Below are 17,869 nucleotides of genomic sequence, written 5' to 3' on the forward strand. Positions count from 1 at the left end.
ATCCAGCGATGACCGATCACACCCGTTTCGCCACGCCCTTTCGGGTCGCCGCGCTGCAGATGGTGAGCACGCCGGACGTCGCACGCAATCTCGCCGAAGCCGGCCGCCTGATCGCGGAAGCGGCCGGCGACGGCGCGCAGCTCGTACTGCTGCCCGAGTATTTCTGCTTCATGGGCCATCGCGACACCGACAAGCTCGCGCTCGCCGAACCCTACCGCGACGGCCCGATCCAGCGCTTCCTGTCGGAGGCCGCGCACCGTCACGGCATCTGGGTGATCGGCGGCACGCTGCCGCTGAAGGCGCCGGAGCCCGATCGCGTGCTGAACACGACGCTCGTGTTCGACCCGAACGGCCAGGAAGCCGCCCGCTACGACAAGATCCACCTGTTCAACTTCGAGAAAGGCGACGAATCGTTCGACGAGGCGCGCACGATCCGCGCGGGCGACACGGTCGTCGCGTTCGACGCGCCGTTCGGGCGGGTCGGCCTGTCGGTCTGTTACGATCTGCGCTTTCCGGAGCTGTATCGCAGGATGGGCGACTGCGCGCTGATCGTCGTGCCGTCGGCGTTTACGTATACGACGGGCCGCGCGCACTGGGAAATGCTGCTGCGCGCGCGGGCCGTGGAGAACCAGTGCTACGTGCTCGCGGCCGCGCAAGGCGGCAAGCACGAGAACGGCCGGCGCACCTGGGGCCACAGCATGCTGATCGACCCGTGGGGCGAGATCGTCGCGGTCCGCGACGAAGGCGCGAGCGTCGTGACCGGCGCGCTCGATCCGCAGCGCATCGCCGACGTGCGCCAGAGCCTGCCCGCGTGGCGGCATCGCGTGCTGGCCTGAACCGCTGAACCGCCCGGCGCTTGAAACGCCGCCCGGCCAACCCATCTGCCCAGAACGCACCCGACAACTTTTTGAGAACCCTCGATACCCGCATGAACATCATCGAACCCGGCATCCGCAATCTTGCGCTGGCGAAGGACATCCTCCTCACGCCGTACGGCCTCGACGAGAGCCTGCTCACGCGCACGATCGCCGACATCTTCACGCATCGCGTCGACTACGCCGACCTGTACTTCCAGGCGACCCGCAGCGAAGCGTGGAGCCTCGAGGAAGGCATCGTGAAGTCGGGCAGCTTCAGCATCGACCAGGGCGTCGGCGTGCGCGCGGTCGCGGGCGACCGCACCGCGTTCGCCTACTCGGACGACCTGTCGCCGGAAGCCATCGCGCAGGCGGCCGCGGCCACCAAGGCGATCGCGGCGGCCGGCGGCGGCCGCCAGAAGATCAAGGCGGCGACGTCCCTGAAGGGCATCTCGGGCCGCGACCTGTACCTGCCGTCCGATCCGCTCGCGTCGCTCGACGCGACCGCGAAGGTCAAGCTGCTCGAGCGCATCGAGCAGATGGCGCGCGGGCGCGACCCGCGCGTCACGCAGGTGATGGCGGGCCTCGCCGGCGAATACGACGTCGTGCTGGTCGCGCGCAGCGACGGCGCGCTCGCGGCCGACATCCGCCCGCTCGTGCGCGTGTCGGTCACGGTGATCGCCGAACAGAACGGCCGCCGCGAGATCGGCTCCGGCGGCGGCGGCGGCCGCTTCGACTACGGCTACTTCACCGACGAAGTGCTGTCGCGCTACGTCGACGACGCCGTGCACGCGGCGCTCGTCAACCTCGACGCGCGCCCCGCGCCGGCCGGCGCGATGACCGTCGTGCTCGGGCCGGGCTGGCCGGGCGTGCTGCTGCACGAGGCGATCGGCCACGGCCTCGAGGGCGACTTCAACCGCAAGGGTTCGTCGGCGTTCGCCGGCCGGATCGGCGAGCAGGTCGCCGCGAAGGGCGTGACGGTGGTCGACGACGGCACGCTGCCGAACCGCCGCGGCTCGCTGAACATCGACGACGAAGGCAACCCGACGCAGTGCACGACGCTGATCGAGGACGGCATCCTGAAGGGCTACATCCAGGACACGCTGAACGCGCGCCTGATGAAGATGCCCGTCACCGGCAACGCGCGGCGCGAGTCGTACGCGGCGCTGCCGATGCCGCGCATGACCAACACGTACATGCTGAACGGCGACAAGGATCCGCAGGAAATCATCGCGTCGGTGAAGAACGGCCTGTACGCGGTGAACTTCGGCGGCGGCCAGGTCGACATCACGAACGGCAAGTTCGTGTTCTCGGCGTCCGAGGCGTACATGATCGAGAACGGCAAGATCACCTACCCGGTGAAGGGCGCGACGCTGATCGGCAGCGGCCCGGAATCGCTGAAGTACGTGAGCATGATCGGCAACGACATGTCGCTCGACTCGGGCGTCGGCGTGTGCGGCAAGGAAGGCCAGAGCGTGCCGGTGGGCGTCGGCCAGCCGACCCTGCGGATCGACAAGATGACGGTCGGCGGTACGGCATAACCGCATCGCGGCGCATACAATCCGCGCATTTTGGCAAAAGCGCGCGGATTCTCCGCATTTTTGAGCACCCCCGGTTGCCAGCGACGCGGCGACCGGGTATAAATTCCGAATCAACTTTTTTGACGAACCGAATCTCCGTCATGTCCGCCAAGTTTTATTTTTACTTTTTTTGGCATCTCAGACCGCTGGCGGATCGAGAGGGTTGATGGCGCGTGAAGCGCAACCGAAATTCCCGAAAAAACCGCCGGCGAACCCGGCGGTTTTTTTTCGCCCTTCGCCACCCGGTCGCCGCCGCAGCGGATCCCGCGGCCCCGACCGAAATCACTGAATCGCTTGAATCGATGAATCTGCCGCACGCGCACTGACCGAACGGCGCCCGCAAAACCAGGAGAAACAGCATGCCCCCGCACAACACCGACGACGTCCGCATCCGCGAACTCAAGGAACTGACGCCGCCCGCCCACCTGATCCGCGAATTCGCGTGCTCCGAGGCCGCGTCCGAGCTGATCTACAACTCGCGCCAGTCGATGCACCGCATCCTGCACGGGATGGACGACCGGCTGATCGTCGTGATCGGGCCGTGCTCGATCCACGATACGAAGGCGGCGATCGAGTACGCGGGGCGGCTCGTGAAGGAGCGCGAGCGCTTCAAGGGCGAACTGGAAATCGTGATGCGCGTGTACTTCGAGAAGCCGCGCACGACGGTCGGCTGGAAGGGGCTCATCAACGATCCGCACCTCGACAACAGCTTCAAGATCAACGAAGGGCTGCGCACCGCGCGCGAGCTGCTGCTGCAGATCAACGAGATGGGGCTGCCGGCCGCGACCGAATACCTCGACATGATCAGCCCGCAGTACATCGCCGACCTGATCTCGTGGGGCGCGATCGGCGCGCGCACGACCGAGTCGCAGGTGCACCGCGAGCTGGCGTCGGGGCTGTCGTGCCCGGTCGGCTTCAAGAACGGCACCGACGGCAACGTGAAGATCGCGGTCGACGCGATCAAGGCCGCATCGCAGCCGCACCATTTCCTGTCGGTGACGAAGGGCGGCCATTCGGCGATCGTGTCGACGGCCGGCAACGAGGACTGCCACGTGATCCTGCGCGGCGGCAAGACGCCGAACTACGACGCGGACAGCGTGAACGCCGCGTGCGCGGACATCGGCAAGGCCGGCCTCGCCGCGCGCCTGATGATCGACGCGAGCCACGCGAACAGCTCGAAGAAGCACGAGAACCAGATTCCCGTGTGCGCGGACATCGGCCGCCAGGTCGCGGCCGGCGACGAGCGCATCGTCGGCGTGATGATCGAGTCGCACCTCGTCGAGGGGCGCCAGGACCTGAAGGAAGGCTGCCCGCTGACCTACGGCCAGAGCATCACCGACGCGTGCATCGCGTGGGACGACAGCGTGAAGGTGCTCGAAGGCCTCGCGGAATCGGTGAAGGCACGCCGCGTCGCGCGCGGCAGCGGGAACTGATCGCCGGCGGGCCCGAGGCGGCACATGCCGCCTGCGGGCTCCGGCCTGCGCCGCAAGAAACGAAGCCCGGCTTGCGCCGGGCTTCTTCATGTGCGAGCAGCCGCCGTCGGATCCTCATTCGAGCGCGCCCGAGCCGAAGATCTCGGTGTTGATGCGTTCCGGCGCGACGCCGAGCGCGACCAGCGCATCGCGTTGCGCCTTCATGAACGCGATCGGGCCGCAAATGTAGTAGTCGGCATCCGCAACCAGCGCGTATTGCTTCACGCGTTCCGGCGTCAGGCGCCCTTCGAGGTCGTGATCGATGCCGACGCGATCGTTCGGGCCGACCAGCTCGTACAGCACCGTGCGCTTGACGTTCGCGTGTTCGCGCACCGTATCGTTCAGCCAGTCGCGGAACGCATGCACCGCGCCCGACCGGCATGCGTGGACGAACCGTACTTCACGCGTGCTGCCTTCGCCGACCAGCGTCGAGGCCATCGACACCATCGGCGTGAGCCCGACGCCGCCCGAGATCAGCACGACCGGCGTATCGACGCCGCGCTTCAGCGAGAATTCGCCCATCGGCGAGGTCACCTCGACGATTGCGCCCTCCTCCACGCCGTCATGCATCAGCGTCGACACCTTGCCGGCCGGGATCGCTTCCGGCTGGCCGGCCTCGCGCTTCACCGAGATGCGCAGCCACTTGCCGTGCGGCGCGTCGGACAGGCTGTACTGGCGCGGCTGATCGACGCCGAGATCGCCGACGAAGCGCTTCACCGTGACGTACTGGCCGGGCGCGAAGGTCGGCGCGTCGCCGCCGTCGGCGGGCGTCAGGTAGAACGACGTGATCTCGTCGCTCTCACGCACCTTGCGGGCAACCTTGAACGGACGGAAGCCGCTCCACGCGGCGCCCGCGTACAGGTCGGCCTCGGCGCCGATCAGGATCTGCGCGAGCTGGCCGTACGCGACGCGCCATGCCTCGAGCGTCTCGGCGTCGACCGCATCGCCGAGCACTTCGACGATCGACGCGAGCAGGTTCTCGCCGACGATCGGGTAATGCTCGGGGCGGATGTTCAGGCTCGCGTGCTTGTGCGCGATGTGCGACACCGCCCCGCCGAGCGCGCCGAGGTTGTCGATGTTCGCCGCATACGCATAGACCGCCTTCGCGAGCGTTTCCGGCTGGCTGCCGGTCTTCTGGTGCGTCTGGTTGAACAGGTTCTTCAGTTCCGGATGCCGCGCGAACATGCGCTGGTAGAAATGCTTCGTGATCGTCGCGCCGTGCACGGCGAGGACAGGGGCAGTGGCCTTCACGCGAGCCATCTGGTCAGCGGTGATGTGGGTCATGTCGTTCTCCGTTAAACATGCGCTTACGATACATCTTTAAAAACAGACGTCCGTCGGGCAAATTGTCGCAGTGCGGAAACACGACGCCGGGGGTCAGCGGACGCGCCCGCGCTCCCACAGCACGTCCGAGCCGCCATCCGCGCGGTTCAGCACACGCGCCAGCACGAACAGCAGGTCCGACAGCCGGTTCACGTAACGCCGCGGCGCGTCATTGAGCGTATCGGTGCGCCCGAGCGCGACGATCGAGCGCTCCGCGCGGCGGCACACCGTCCGGCAGACGTGCGCGAGCGACGCCGCGCGCGAGCCGGCCGGCAGAATGAATTCCTTCAGCGGCGGCAGCGTCGCGTTGTAGTCGGCCAGCCACGTGTCGAGGCGCGCGAGGTGCGTGTCGTCGAGCACCGCATGGCCGGGAATGCACAGCTCGCCGCCGAGATCGAACAGGTCGTGCTGGATCGTGACGAGCGCCGTGCGCACGTCGTCCGGCAGCGTCTCGGCGAGCAGCACGCCGAGATTCGAGTTCAGTTCGTCGACGTCGCCGATCGCGGCGATCCGCGCGTCGTCCTTGCCGATGCGCCGGCCGTCGCCGAGGCCGGTGGTGCCGTCGTCGCCCGTGCGCGTCGCGATCTTGCTCAAGCGGTTGCCCATGCGAATGTCCTCTCGTGCGCGGCCGCGATGCGGCCCGGTTGGGTTGGTACGCGATTATCGCAGCCCGCGGCGGCGGGCGCAGCGGGCGTTCCAGCGTAGAATGGGCCGAAGGTTTGACAAGCAGTCGTCAGGAGACATTCGTGAATCACCCTGCCCCGCCGGCCACCACGCGCCGCCCGCTGCCCCCCGCCATGCTCGATGCGCTGCGCGCCGCCTTCGGCGAGCGCGTGTCGACCGCCGACGCCGTCCGCGCCCATCACGGCCGCGACGAATCGCCGTTCGATCCGCAACTGCCCGACGCCGTCGTGTTCGCCCGCAACGCCGATGAAGTCCGCCAAGTCGTGTCGCTGTGCGCGCTCTACAGCGTGCCGCTGATCCCGTACGGCGCCGGCTCGTCGCTCGAAGGCCATCTGCTCGCGGTGCGCGGCGGCGTCTCGCTCGACCTGTCGGAAATGAACCGTGTGCTGTCGATCAACGCGGAAGACCTGACGGTCACGGTCGAACCGGGCATCACGCGCAAGGCGCTCAACGAAGCGCTGCGCGACACCGGCCTGTTCTTCCCGATCGATCCGGGCGCCGACGCCAGCATCGGCGGGATGACCGCGACCCGCGCATCGGGCACCAACGCCGTGCGCTACGGAACCATGCGCGAGAACGTGCTCGGCCTGACCGCCGTGCTCGCCGACGGCCGCGTCGTGAAGACGGGCTCGCGCGCGCGCAAGTCGTCCGCCGGCTACGACCTCACGCGCCTGTTCGTCGGCTCCGAAGGCACGCTCGGCGTGATCACCGAGATCACGCTGCGCCTGCATCCGCTGCCCGAAGCCGTGTCGGCCGCGATCTGCACGTTCCCGTCGATGGGCGACGCGGTGCGCACGGTGATCGAAACGATCCAGATCGGCGTGCCGATCGCGCGCGTCGAATTCGTCGACGCGCTCGCGGTGCGCTCGATCAACCGCCATTCGAACCTGACGCTCGCCGAAGCGCCGACGCTGTTCTTCGAATTCCACGGCACCGAGGCCGGCGTGAAGGAACAGGCCGAGCTCGTGCAGGCGCTCGCGGGCCAGAACAACGGCCAGGGCTTCGAATGGGCGACCCGCCCCGAGGACCGCACGCGGCTCTGGGCCGCGCGCCACAACGCGTACTTCGCGATGCTGCAGCTGAAGCCCGGCTGCCGCGCGGTGACGACCGACGTGTGCGTGCCGATCTCGCAGCTCGCCGCGTGCGTCGAGGAAACCGAGATCGACCTGCGCGCATCGTCGCTGCCCTGCCCGATCGTCGGCCACGTCGGCGACGGCAATTTCCACGTCGCGATCCTGATCGATCCCGACAGGCCCGAGGAAATCGACGAAGCCGAACGCATCAACGACCGGATCGTCGAGCGCGCGCTGCGCCTCGGCGGCACCTGCACCGGCGAACACGGCGTCGGGCTGCACAAGATGCGCTTCCTGCCGAAGGAGCACGGCGACAACGCGATCGATGCGATGCGCGCGATCAAGCTGGCGCTCGATCCGCGCAACCTGATGAATCCCGGCAAGATCTTCACGTGCTGACACGGCGGCGCGCCGCCGCGCCCCGGCTGGAGACCCAATGAACGCTTCCGTCGAACTGTCGAGCGCGACCCGCGCGCAGCGCCAGCGCGAAGTCGTGCAGGCGCTGATGGCCGTGCTGCCGACGCATTGCCTGCTGTTCCGCGACGAAGACACCGCGCCGTACGAATGCGACGGCCTGTCGGCGTACCGCCGGCTGCCGCTCGCGGTCGCGCTACCCGAAACCGAATCGCAGGTGCAGCGGATCGTGCAGATCTGCCGCCGCATGGAAGTGCCGATCGTGCCGCGCGGCGCCGGCACGAGCCTGTCCGGCGGCGCGCTGCCGATCGCGAACGGCGTCGTGCTGTCGCTCGCGCGCTTCACGCGCATCGTCGAGGTCGATCCGTACGCGCGCACGGCCACCGTGCAGCCCGGCGTGCGCAACCTCGCGATTTCGGAAGCCGCCGCGCCTTACGGGCTGTACTACGCCCCCGATCCTTCGTCGCAGATCGCCTGCACGATCGGCGGCAACGTCGCCGAAAATTCCGGCGGCGTCCATTGCCTGAAATACGGGCTGACGGTGCACAACGTGATGCGCGTGCGCGCGGTCACGATCGACGGCGAGGTCGTCGAATTCGGCTCGCTCGGTCTCGACGCGCCGGGCCTCGACCTGCTCGCGGTGATGATCGGCAGCGAAGGGATGTTCGCGATCGTCACCGAAATCACGGTGAAGCTGATCCCGAAACCGCAGACCGCACAGCTCGTCATGGCGAGCTTCGACGATGTCGTGAAGGGCGGAGAGGCTGTCGCCGCGATCATCGCGTCGGGCATCATCCCGGCGGGGCTGGAAATGATGGACAAGCCGGCCACCCAGGCCGTCGAGGCATTCACGCACGCGGGCTACGACCTCGACGCGAAGGCGATCCTGCTGTGCGAATCGGACGGCACGCCCGAAGAAGTCGCGGAGGAAATCGTCCGCATGACGGCCGTGCTGCGCGAGCATGGCGCGACGCGCATCCAGGTGTCCCGCAACGAAAGCGAGCGGCTGCGCTTCTGGTCCGGCCGCAAGAACGCGTTCCCGGCCGCCGGGCGCATTTCCGCCGACTATTACTGCATGGACGGCACCGTGCCGCGCCGTGCGATCGGCCCGCTGCTCGCCCGCATCGAGCAGCTCGAGACACGCTACGGGCTGCGCTGCATCAACGTGTTCCATGCCGGCGACGGCAACATGCATCCGCTGATTCTCTACAACGCGAACGATCCGGACGAGCTGCACCGCGCCGAGCAGTTCGGCGCGGAAATACTCGAATGCTGCGTGGAATTCGGCGGCAGCGTGACGGGCGAGCACGGCGTCGGCATCGAAAAGCTGAATTCGATGTGCGTGCAGTTCTCGCCGCAGGAGCGCGATGCGTTCTTCGCGGTCAAGCGCGCGTTCGATCCGGCCGGGCTGCTCAATCCCGACAAGGGCATCCCGACCCGCGCGCGCTGCGCCGAATACGGCCGCCAGCACGTGCGCGGAGGGCTGCTGCCGCACCCCGACCTGCCGCGTTTCTGAGCGCCGCGCGGTGCGCGGCCCGTGCCGCCGCGCGGGCCGCGATGTGCCGCCCTGCCCGCGCCGGCCGTGCGCGCGGCGACGCCCGCATGCATTCGTCATGCGTGGCTTAGGGATAGTCGCGATGTGGATTCGCGCCACCCCGGTACAATCGACCGGACAACAACGAGGCAGCAATACAACATGGAAGAGGACGACATCGTCGCCGGATGGGCCGAGCGCATCCGTGCCGCCAGTGCCGACGGCCGGCCGCTGCGGATTCGCGGCGGCGGCACCAAGGACTGGTACGGCCAGACGCTGGACGGCGAAATACTCGACACGCGTGCGTTTCAGGGCGTCGTGTCGTACGACCCGGCCGAACTCGTCGTCACGGTCCGCGCGGGCACGCCGCTCGCGCAGCTTGAAGCCGTCCTCGCCGAGTGCGGCCAGATGCTGCCGTTCGAGCCGCCTCACTTCGGCCGCGCGGCCACCGTCGGCGGCTGCGTCGCGGCGGGCCTCGCGGGGCCGCGCCGCGCGACCTGCGGCGCGCCGCGCGATTTCGTGCTCGGCGTCACGCTGATGAACGGCCGCGGCGAAGCGCTGCGCTTCGGCGGGCAGGTCGTGAAGAACGTCGCCGGCTACGACGTGTCGCGGCTGATGGCCGGCTCGCTCGGCACGCTCGGGCTGATGCTCGAGCTGTCGATCAAGGTGCTGCCGGTGCCCGTCGCCGAAGTCACGCTGAAGTTCGAGATGACCGCGACCGACGCGGTGCGCAAGCTCAACGAATGGGGCGGCCATCCGCTGCCCGTCAGCGCGAGCGCGTGGCGCAACGGCACGCTCGTGCTGCGGCTGTCGGGCGCCGAGGCGGCCGTGAAATCGGCGAAGACGCTGCTCGGCGGCGAAGTCGTCGACGCGGTCGAGGCCGAGCGCTTCTGGGCCGGCGTGCGCGAGCACACCGACCCGTTCTTCAACGGCATCCCGCCCGGCTATGCGCTGTGGCGGCTCGCGCTGCCGTCGATCACCGAACCGATGCACCTGCCCGGCACCCAGCTGATGGAATGGGGCGGCGCGCAGCGCTGGTGGATCACCGACGCCGACGCGCAGACGGTGCGCATGAGCGCAAAGCAGGCCGGCGGCCATGCGACGCTGTTCCGCGCGGGCGAGTCGTACGACCGCAGCGCGGGCGTGTTCACGCCGCTGCCCGCGCCGCTGATGAAGATTCACCGCGGGCTGAAGGCTGCGTTCGATCCCGCGCGCATCTTCAATCGCGGCCGGCTTTACCCTGATCTTTAGGGTCTGTTTATATATGGAACGCACATGCGAATGCCCGAAATCGCGCGTAGGGCAAGAAGTGAGGAGCGCCGTTTGGCCGAGCCAAACAAGCGACGAGCGACGCCGCCATACGGGCGATTTCGGGCATTCCCGTGGAATGAATCTTTTGATTAGGGGTTGCCACGAGAACGGCCGCTCGCCGCGTTGCGCTCCTTGCGAATACGCCAGTATTCGCGGCGTCACGCGCCTCGCGAGCGGCCGTTCTCGTGGCAACGCATGCGCGTTCCATATATAAACAGACCCTAAGATCGATGCAAACGAACCTCGCCGATTTCATCCGCAATACGCCCGACGGCGACGAGGCCGACGCGATCCTGCGCAAGTGCGTGCATTGCGGCTTCTGCACCGCGACGTGCCCGACCTATCAGCTGCTCGGCGACGAACTCGACGGCCCGCGCGGCCGCATCTACCTGATCAAGCAGATGGTCGAAGGCGCGCCCGTCACGCGCAGCACGCAGCAGCACCTCGACCGCTGCCTCACCTGCCGCAGCTGCGAGACGACCTGCCCGTCGGGTGTCCAGTACGGCCGGCTCGTCGAAATCGGCCGCAAGCACGTCGAGGCGCAAGTGCAGCGCCCCGTGCAGCAACGGCTCGTGCGCCGCGTGCTCGCCAGCCTCGTGCCGAACGCGGCGCTGTTCTCGCCGCTCATGCGGCTCGGCCAGCACATGCGGCCGCTCTTGCCGAAACGGCTGCGCGACAAGGTGCCGCCGCGCACGCGGCTGCTCGAATGGCCGCAGCGCCCCCATTCGCGCAAGATGCTGATGCTCGCCGGCTGCGTGCAGCCGTCGATGCTGCCGAACATCAACATCGCGACCGCGCGCGTGCTCGACGCGCTCGGGGTCGAGACGATCGTCGCGCCCGACGCGGGCTGCTGCGGCGCGATCCGCCTGCACCTGAACTATCACGACGAGGCGCTCGACGACGCGCGCCGCAACATCGACGCGTGGTGGCCGTACGTCGAGCAAGGCGCCGAAGCGATCGTGATGAACGCAACGGGCTGCGGCGCGACGGTGCTCGAATACGCGCACCTGCTGCGCGACGATCCGGCCTATGCGGAGAAGGCGCAGCGCATCGTCGCGCTGACGCGCGACATCTCCGACGTGCTGCTCGCGTTCGAGGCCGAGATCGCGACGCTCGCGCGGCGCCGCGCGATCCATACCGTCGCGTACCACCCGCCGTGCACGCTGCAGCACGGCCAGCAGTCGCGCGGCAAGGTCGAGCGCCTGCTCGAGACGCTCGGCATCGACGTCCGGCTGCCGGCCGACAGCCATCTGTGCTGCGGCTCGGCCGGCACCTATTCGCTGACGCAGCCGTCGCTGTCGTACCGGCTGCGCAAGCAGAAGCTGCTGAAGCTGCAGGCACTCGAGCCGCAGATGATCGTGTCCGGCAACGTCGGCTGCATCGCGCACCTGCAAAGCGGCACGCAGATTCCGGTCGCGCACTGGATCCAGCTCGTCGAACATCTGCTGTACGGCTGACGCGGATGGCCGGCCCCGCCGGCGCCCCGTCCGTATAATGGGCGAACCGATGCGGCGCGTGCCGTGCCGCACCCGCTGCCGCATTCGTCGCCATTCGCCGCCGTACTCGCTTCCCGTGCCTGCTTCCGTGCCCGTCATGTCCGATTTCGCCGTCCGTCTCGATTCCGTTCACCGCCGCATCGCCGACGCCGCCCGCGCGGCCGGCCGCGATCCCGCCACCGTCTCGCTGCTCGCCGTGTCGAAGACGTTTCCCGCCGACGACGTGCGCGCCGCGCATGCGGCCGGCCAACGCGCGTTCGGCGAGAACTACGTGCAGGAATCGATCGACAAGATCGACGCGCTCGCGGATCTGCGCGCCGCGCTCGAATGGCATTTCATCGGGCCGCTGCAATCGAACAAGACGCGCCCGGTCGCCGAACGGTTCGACTGGGTCCATTCGGTCGACCGGCTGAAGATCGCGCAGCGCCTCGCCGAACAGCGCCCCGCGCACCTGCCGCCGCTCAACGTATGCGTGCAGGTGAACATCAGCGGCGAGGCGTCGAAGAGCGGTGTCGCGCCGGCCGACGTGGCCGACGTCGCGCGCGCGGTCGCCGCGCTGCCGGCGCTGCGCCTGCGCGGCCTGATGGCGATTCCCGAGCCGGCCGGCGATATCGATGCGCAACGCGTGCCGCATCGCGCGCTGCGCGCGCTGTACGACGCATTGCGCGCCGACGGCCTGCCGCTCGACACGTTGTCGATGGGCATGTCCGCCGATCTCGAGGCCGCGGTGCTCGAAGGCGCGACCATCGTGCGCGTCGGCACCGCGATCTTCGGCGCCCGCGAATATTCGCACTGAGCGCCGCCCTTTTCCGCCTTCCCGTTCACTCACTTGCTCAATTCGACACCATGAAAATCGCATTCATCGGCGGCGGCAACATGGCCGCGGCCCTGATCGGCGGCCTGATCAAGCGCGGCGTCGCCGCTGACGGCCTGTATGCCATCGACGTCAACGAAGACGCCCGCGCGCGCACCGCGCAGCAGTTCGGCATCCGCACCGGCGCGGCCGTCGACGCGACGCTCGCGGACTACGACGCGATCGTGCTCGCGGTGAAACCGCAGGTGCTGAAGGACGTCGCGCAGGCGCTCGCGCCGCACCTGAAGTCGCAGCTCGTGATCAGCATCGCGGCCGGCATCCGCGGCACCGACCTCGCCCGCTGGCTCGGCGACTACGCACGCGTCGTGCGCACGATGCCGAACACGCCGGCGCTGGTCGGCATGGGCGTGACGGGCCTCGCCGCGCTGCCGGGCGTCGACGCGGCCGGTCGCGAGCTCGCGTCGAACGTGCTCGGGGCGGTCGGCGAGATCGTCTGGTTCGACGATGAAGCGCAGCTCGACGCGGTCACGGCGATCTCGGGCAGCGGCCCGGCGTACGTGTTCTATTTCATCGAAGCGCTGCAGGAAGCCGCGCGCCGCCTCGGCATGAACGACGAACAGGGCCGCGCGCTCGCGGTCGCGACGTTCGCGGGCGCCGCGCAACTCGCCGCTCAGTCGGGCGAACCGGCGAGCGTGCTGCGCGAGCGCGTGACGTCGAAGGGCGGCACGACGGCCGCCGCGCTCGCGTCGTTCGACGCGCAAGGCGTGAAGGAAGCGATCGTGCGCGGCGCGCTCGCGGCCGAGGCACGCGCGAAGGAAATGGGCGACGAGCTCGGTCGCGCGTAAGCGCCGCGTCGTCGGCCGGGCTTGCCCGGCCGCGCCAACAAAAAAAGCGGCCACGGCCGCTTTTTTGTTGGCATCGCGCACCGGCGAGGTGCCCGTACCGCTTCAGTTGGCAGCCGGCCCCGCCAGCAGGTAATGCACGGCGATCCCCGCGAACAGCACGCCGCCGAGCCAGTTGTTGTGCCGGAACGCCGCGAAGCACGGCATCCGCTCGCGATCCTTGATCAGCGTGTAGTGATACAGCGCGCAGCCGACCGCCGCAGCCCAGCCGGCCCAGTACGCGAGACCGAAGCCGAGCGTCACGCCGATCCACACATAGATGCCGAGCGTCACCGCATAGCACGCCATCACGGCCGCGACGTCGAAGCGGCCGAACGTCAGCGCGGACGTGCGAATGCCGATCTTGATGTCGTCGTCGCGGTCGACCATCGCGTATTCGGTGTCGTACGCGACCGACCAGAAGATGTTCGCCACCAGCATCACCCACGCGAGCATCGGCACCGTGTCCTGCACGGCCGCGAACGCCATCGGGATGCCAAAGCCGAACGCGATGCCGAGATACGCCTGCGGAATCGCGAAGAAACGCTTCATGAACGGGTACGAGCCGGCGACGAACAGCGCGACGACCGACAGCTCCTTCGTCAGCGTGTTGAGCGGCAGGATCAGCAGGAACGCGATGAACGACAGCACCACCGCGATCGCGACGGCTTCCCATGCGCGGATCTTGCCCGACGTCAGCGGCCGGTCGGCCGTGCGCTTCACGTGACGGTCGAAATCGCGGTCGGCATAGTCGTTCATCGCGCAGCCGGCCGAGCGCATCAGCAACGTGCCGAGCGCGAAGATCACCAGCAGCGGCCAGCGCGGATGACCGTCCGACGCGATCCACAGTGCGTTGAGCGTCGGCCAGAGCAGCAGCAGGCTGCCGATCGGCTTGTCCATCCGGACGAGCCGCAGGTACAGGGGAAAGCGGGCGAGCATGGCGAACCACCGGGAAGAGAATCCCGGCATTTTAGAGCCGAGCGGCGGTTCGCGTCATGTCGGGACGGCCCGCAGCCGGGTGCGGCGGCGCGCGCGCAGGCTGCCCGGGCCCGCTGCACGCGGCCGAGCAGCCGCATACGTCGATCAGGGGACAGATGCATGGGCGGTGCGCAGCCCGCCCTGCCGACATTCGATGCCGATGCAGGCAATCCGACCCCGCTTCGACTTCGGGACACCGCCCGGTTGCCGATCACCCGCTGACACCGGCCGCACGACGCACGGCCGGTCACCCCGGATTCAGGCAAGCAGCGACCGCAGCATCCACGCAGTCTTTTCATGCGTCTGCAGGCGCTGCGTCAGCAGGTCGGCGGTCGGCTCGTCGCTCGCCGCATCGGCGATCGGGAAGATTTCGCGCGCGGTGCGCACGACCGTCTCGTGCCCTTCGACGAGCTGGCGGATCATCTCTTCGGCCGCCGGCACGCCGTTCGCTTCCGGCACCGACGACAGCTTCGCGAAATCCGCGAACGTGCCCGGCGCGACGACGCCGAGCGTGCGAATGCGCTCGGCGACCAGGTCGACCGCGAGCCACAGTTCGTTGTACTGCTCTTCGAACATCAGATGCAGCGTGTTGAACATCGGCCCGGTGACGTTCCAGTGGAAGTTGTGGGTCTTCAGGTACAGCGAAAACGTATCGGCGAGCAGACGCGACAGGCCGTCCGCGATCTTCTTGCGGTCCTTGTCGCTGATGCCGATGTTGATCTGCGTGGCGTTGCCTTTCCTGGCCATCTTCGGGACTCCTCATTCGAAATGTTGAACCGGCGAAAACGCGTCGAGCAATCCGCATGCCGCGCCGTGCGGCATCCGTTCGCGACGTGCCAGTCTAGCGCGGCGCGCGATTCGCTGCGCTCAGCCGCCGGCGCTCGACACGAGCGGTGCGAGCGCGTGCAGCGCCTGCGCGACCAGCTCGGCCGCACCGCCGATGACGATCGCGAAACCGACGATACGGCGCGCCAGCTCGGCCGGCGTGAACGCGGCGCGCATGTTCAGCATCATTTGCGTCATGGTCGTCACTCCTTCGACAAGACCTTGAATCGGAAGAAAAAACGGCCGGTCGTGCGACCGGCCGTTTCACGTTACAGCGTGACTGCGTCAGCGCATCGCGACTTTCACGCGAGGTCGAAGCGGTCGAGGTTCATCACCTTGTTCCAGGCCGCGACGAAATCGCGCACGAACTTCTCGTGCGCGTCGGCGCTGCCGTACACCTCGGCCAGCGCCCGCAGCTGCGAGTGCGAACCGAAGATCAGGTCGACGCGCGTGCCGGTCCACTTGACCTGGCCCGTCGCCCGGTCGCGCCCTTCGAACACGTCGTTCGCGGCCGACACCGGCTTCCACTCCGTGCCCATGTCGAGCAGGTTCACGAAGAAGTCGTTGGTCAGCGCGCCCGGACGATCGGTGAACACGCCGTGCTTTGCGTCACCGACGTTCGCGCCGAGCACCCGCAGGCCGCCGACGAGCACCGTCAGCTCCGGCCCGCTCAGCGTCAGCAGCTGGGCCTTGTCGACCAGCAGCGCCTCGGCCGGCGTCTTGTACGCGTGCTTCAGGTAGTTGCGGAAACCGTCCGCAACCGGCTCGAGCACGGCCATCGCCTCGATGTCGGTCTGCTCTTGCGACGCGTCCATCCGGCCCGGTGCGAACGGCACCGTCACCGCGACACCCGCGTTCTTCGCGGCCTGCTCGACGCCGGCTGCACCGGCGAGCACGATCAGGTCGGCGAGCGACACCTTCTTGCCGCCCGTCTGCGCATCGTTGAACGCCTTCTGCACGCCTTCGAGCGTTTCGAGCACCGCGGCAAGTGCCGCCGGCTGGTTCACTTCCCAGTCCTTCTGCGGGGCGAGGCGGATGCGCGCGCCGTTCGCGCCGCCGCGCTTGTCCGAACCGCGGAACGTGGAAGCCGACGCCCACGCGGTCGACACGAGCTGCGCGACCGACAGCCCCGACGCGAGCACCTTCGCCTTCAGCGCCGCGACGTCGGCGGCGTCGATCAGTGGGTGGTCGACGGCCGGGATCGGGTCTTGCCACAGCAGTTGCTCGGCCGGCACTTCCGGGCCCAGATAGCGCGCACGCGGACCCATGTCGCGGTGCGTGAGCTTGAACCAGGCGCGCGCGAACGCGTCGGCGAACTCGGCCGGGTTCTCGTAGAAGCGGCGCGAGATCTTCTCGTAGGCCGGGTCGAAACGCAGCGACAGGTCGGTCGTCAGCATCGTCGGGCGATGCTTCTTCGCCGGATCGAACGCATCGGGAATCACCTCGTCGGCGCCCTTCGCAACCCACTGGTGCGCGCCGGCCGGGCTCTTCGTCAGTTCCCATTCATAGCCGAACAGGTGCTTGAAGAAGTCGTTGCTCCACTTCGTCGGCGTCGACGTCCACGTGACTTCGAGGCCGCTCGTGATCGCGTCGCGGCCCTTGCCCGATGCGTACGTGCTCTTCCAGCCGAGGCCCTGCTGCTCGATGCCCGCCGCTTCCGGCTCGGGGCCGACGTTCGTGGCGGGGCCGGCGCCGTGCGTCTTGCCGAACGTGTGGCCGCCGGCGATCAGCGCGACCGTCTCTTCGTCGTTCATCGCCATCCGCGCGAACGTCTCGCGGATGTCGCGGGCCGCCGCGACCGGGTCGGGGTTGCCGTCCGGGCCTTCCGGATTCACGTAGATGAGGCCCATCTGCACGGCCGCGAGCGGGTTCTCGAGATCACGGTCGCCCGAGTAGCGGCTGTTCGGGCCGCCGCTCAGTTCCAGCCAGATCTTTTCCGAACCCCAGTAGACGTCGTCCGGTTCCCATGTGTCGACGCGGCCGCCCGCGAAGCCGAAGGTCTTGAAGCCCATCGATTCGAGCGCGACGTTGCCGGTCAGGATCAGCAGGTCGGCCCACGAGATGTTGCGGCCGTACTTCTGCTTGATCGGCCACAACAGCCGGCGCGCCTTGTCGAGGTTGCCGTTGTCCGGCCAGCTGTTCAGCGGGGCGAAGCGCTGTTGCCCGCCGCCCGCGCCGCCGCGGCCGTCGGCGGTCCGGTACGTGCCGGCGCTGTGCCAGGCCATCCGGATGAACAGGCCGCCGTAGTGGCCGAAGTCGGCCGGCCACCAGTCCTGCGACGTGGTCATCAGCGCCTGCAGATCGCGCTTCACCGCCGCGAGGTCGAGCTTCTTGAACGCTTCCGCGTAGTCGAAATCCTTGTCCATCGGATCGGACAGCGCCGAGTGCCGGTGCAGGATGTTGAGATTGAGCTGGTTCGGCCACCAGTCCCTGTTCGACGTGCCGCCGGCCGCCGTATGGTTGAACGGACACTTCGATTCGGTCGACATGCTTTTTTCTCCTTTGCTTGACTCGTAAGCCCCCACTTGCCGGGCGCGGTTCATGGAGCATTGCGGGGGGATGAAACGGAACAGGTTGATCCTGTCGTACTACGGGGTGTCAGGCCGCGTGGCCTTCGATGCGGGTTGCGG

16 protein-coding genes are annotated in these 17,869 nt (G+C 68.3%); 9 read left to right on the forward strand and 7 right to left on the reverse strand.

The window, feature by feature from the left end:
• Positions 1-8: 8 nt before the first annotated feature.
• Positions 9-836 (forward strand): carbon-nitrogen hydrolase family protein, encoded by an 828-nt coding sequence (locus DIE17_RS08130; protein ID WP_124487965.1) that lies wholly within the window; start codon positions 9-11, stop codon positions 834-836.
• Positions 837-928: 92 nt separating this feature from the next.
• The gene (gene tldD / locus DIE17_RS08135; RefSeq protein WP_059451318.1) at positions 929-2,395 is read left to right on the forward strand and encodes a metalloprotease TldD; all 1,467 of its coding nucleotides are present in this window, start codon (positions 929-931) and stop codon (positions 2,393-2,395) included.
• Positions 2,396-2,505: 110 nt separating this feature from the next.
• Here tldD and DIE17_RS08140 read toward each other — a convergent pair whose 3' ends face one another.
• Positions 2,506-2,751 carry a hypothetical protein gene (locus tag DIE17_RS08140; RefSeq protein ID WP_185725004.1) on the reverse strand — a complete coding sequence of 82 codons (246 nt, stop codon included), beginning with the start codon at positions 2,749-2,751 and terminating at the stop codon, positions 2,506-2,508.
• Between the two features lie 42 nt (positions 2,752-2,793).
• On the opposite strand from DIE17_RS08140, the gene aroG reads away from it, so the two are divergent.
• Positions 2,794-3,867 carry a 3-deoxy-7-phosphoheptulonate synthase AroG gene (gene aroG / locus DIE17_RS08145; RefSeq protein ID WP_059465445.1) on the forward strand — a complete coding sequence of 358 codons (1,074 nt, stop codon included), beginning with the start codon at positions 2,794-2,796 and terminating at the stop codon, positions 3,865-3,867.
• 114 nt (positions 3,868-3,981) lie between these two features.
• Here aroG and hmpA read toward each other — a convergent pair whose 3' ends face one another.
• Positions 3,982-5,190, reverse strand: coding sequence for an NO-inducible flavohemoprotein (hmpA, locus tag DIE17_RS08150; RefSeq protein ID WP_124487966.1), 1,209 nt, complete (start codon positions 5,188-5,190; stop codon positions 3,982-3,984).
• A 93-nt stretch (positions 5,191-5,283) separates the two neighbouring features.
• Complete coding sequence (locus tag DIE17_RS08155) at positions 5,284-5,835, reverse strand: cob(I)yrinic acid a,c-diamide adenosyltransferase (RefSeq protein WP_044844034.1); 552 nt, start codon at positions 5,833-5,835, stop codon at positions 5,284-5,286.
• 140 nt (positions 5,836-5,975) lie between these two features.
• On the opposite strand from DIE17_RS08155, the gene DIE17_RS08160 reads away from it, so the two are divergent.
• The 6 genes from DIE17_RS08160 (at position 5,976) to proC (ending at position 13,400) form a co-directional block, all read left to right on the forward strand.
• Positions 5,976-7,385 carry an FAD-binding oxidoreductase gene (locus DIE17_RS08160; RefSeq protein ID WP_124487967.1) on the forward strand — a complete coding sequence of 470 codons (1,410 nt, stop codon included), beginning with the start codon at positions 5,976-5,978 and terminating at the stop codon, positions 7,383-7,385.
• A gap of 37 nt (positions 7,386-7,422) precedes the next feature.
• Positions 7,423-8,916, forward strand: coding sequence for an FAD-linked oxidase C-terminal domain-containing protein (locus DIE17_RS08165; protein ID WP_044844032.1), 1,494 nt, complete (start codon positions 7,423-7,425; stop codon positions 8,914-8,916).
• 180 nt (positions 8,917-9,096) lie between these two features.
• Positions 9,097-10,185 carry a glycolate oxidase subunit GlcE gene (glcE, locus tag DIE17_RS08170; protein WP_124487968.1) on the forward strand — a complete coding sequence of 363 codons (1,089 nt, stop codon included), beginning with the start codon at positions 9,097-9,099 and terminating at the stop codon, positions 10,183-10,185.
• 290 nt (positions 10,186-10,475) lie between these two features.
• The gene (glcF, locus tag DIE17_RS08175; RefSeq protein WP_044844030.1) at positions 10,476-11,702 is read left to right on the forward strand and encodes a glycolate oxidase subunit GlcF; all 1,227 of its coding nucleotides are present in this window, start codon (positions 10,476-10,478) and stop codon (positions 11,700-11,702) included.
• 136 nt (positions 11,703-11,838) lie between these two features.
• Positions 11,839-12,537, forward strand: a complete 699-nt coding sequence (locus DIE17_RS08180; RefSeq protein ID WP_124487969.1) for a YggS family pyridoxal phosphate-dependent enzyme — start codon at positions 11,839-11,841, stop codon at positions 12,535-12,537.
• A gap of 50 nt (positions 12,538-12,587) precedes the next feature.
• Positions 12,588-13,400: a pyrroline-5-carboxylate reductase gene (gene proC / locus DIE17_RS08185; protein ID WP_124487970.1), complete on the forward strand. Its 813-nt coding sequence runs from the start codon at positions 12,588-12,590 to the stop codon at positions 13,398-13,400.
• A 102-nt stretch (positions 13,401-13,502) separates the two neighbouring features.
• On the opposite strand, the gene ubiA is transcribed toward proC, so the two are convergent.
• The 4 genes from ubiA to katG all read right to left on the reverse strand — a co-directional run bounded on the left by ubiA (position 13,503) and on the right by katG (position 17,728).
• Positions 13,503-14,375, reverse strand: a complete 873-nt coding sequence (ubiA, locus tag DIE17_RS08190) for a 4-hydroxybenzoate octaprenyltransferase (RefSeq protein ID WP_124487971.1) — start codon at positions 14,373-14,375, stop codon at positions 13,503-13,505.
• Positions 14,376-14,672: 297 nt separating this feature from the next.
• Complete coding sequence (dpsA, locus tag DIE17_RS08195; protein ID WP_044844027.1) at positions 14,673-15,161, reverse strand: non-specific DNA-binding protein DpsA; 489 nt, start codon at positions 15,159-15,161, stop codon at positions 14,673-14,675.
• Positions 15,162-15,281: 120 nt separating this feature from the next.
• The gene (locus tag DIE17_RS37325; RefSeq protein WP_185500316.1) at positions 15,282-15,437 is read right to left on the reverse strand and encodes a hypothetical protein; all 156 of its coding nucleotides are present in this window, start codon (positions 15,435-15,437) and stop codon (positions 15,282-15,284) included.
• Between the two features lie 104 nt (positions 15,438-15,541).
• On the reverse strand, positions 15,542-17,728 hold the full coding sequence (katG, locus tag DIE17_RS08200) for a catalase/peroxidase HPI (protein WP_124487972.1): 2,187 nt from the start codon (positions 17,726-17,728) through the stop codon (positions 15,542-15,544).
• Positions 17,729-17,869: the final 141 nt, after the last annotated feature.

The sequence above is a fragment of the Burkholderia sp. Bp9099 genome (assembly GCF_003857805.1).
Lineage (GTDB): Bacteria > Pseudomonadota > Gammaproteobacteria > Burkholderiales > Burkholderiaceae > Burkholderia.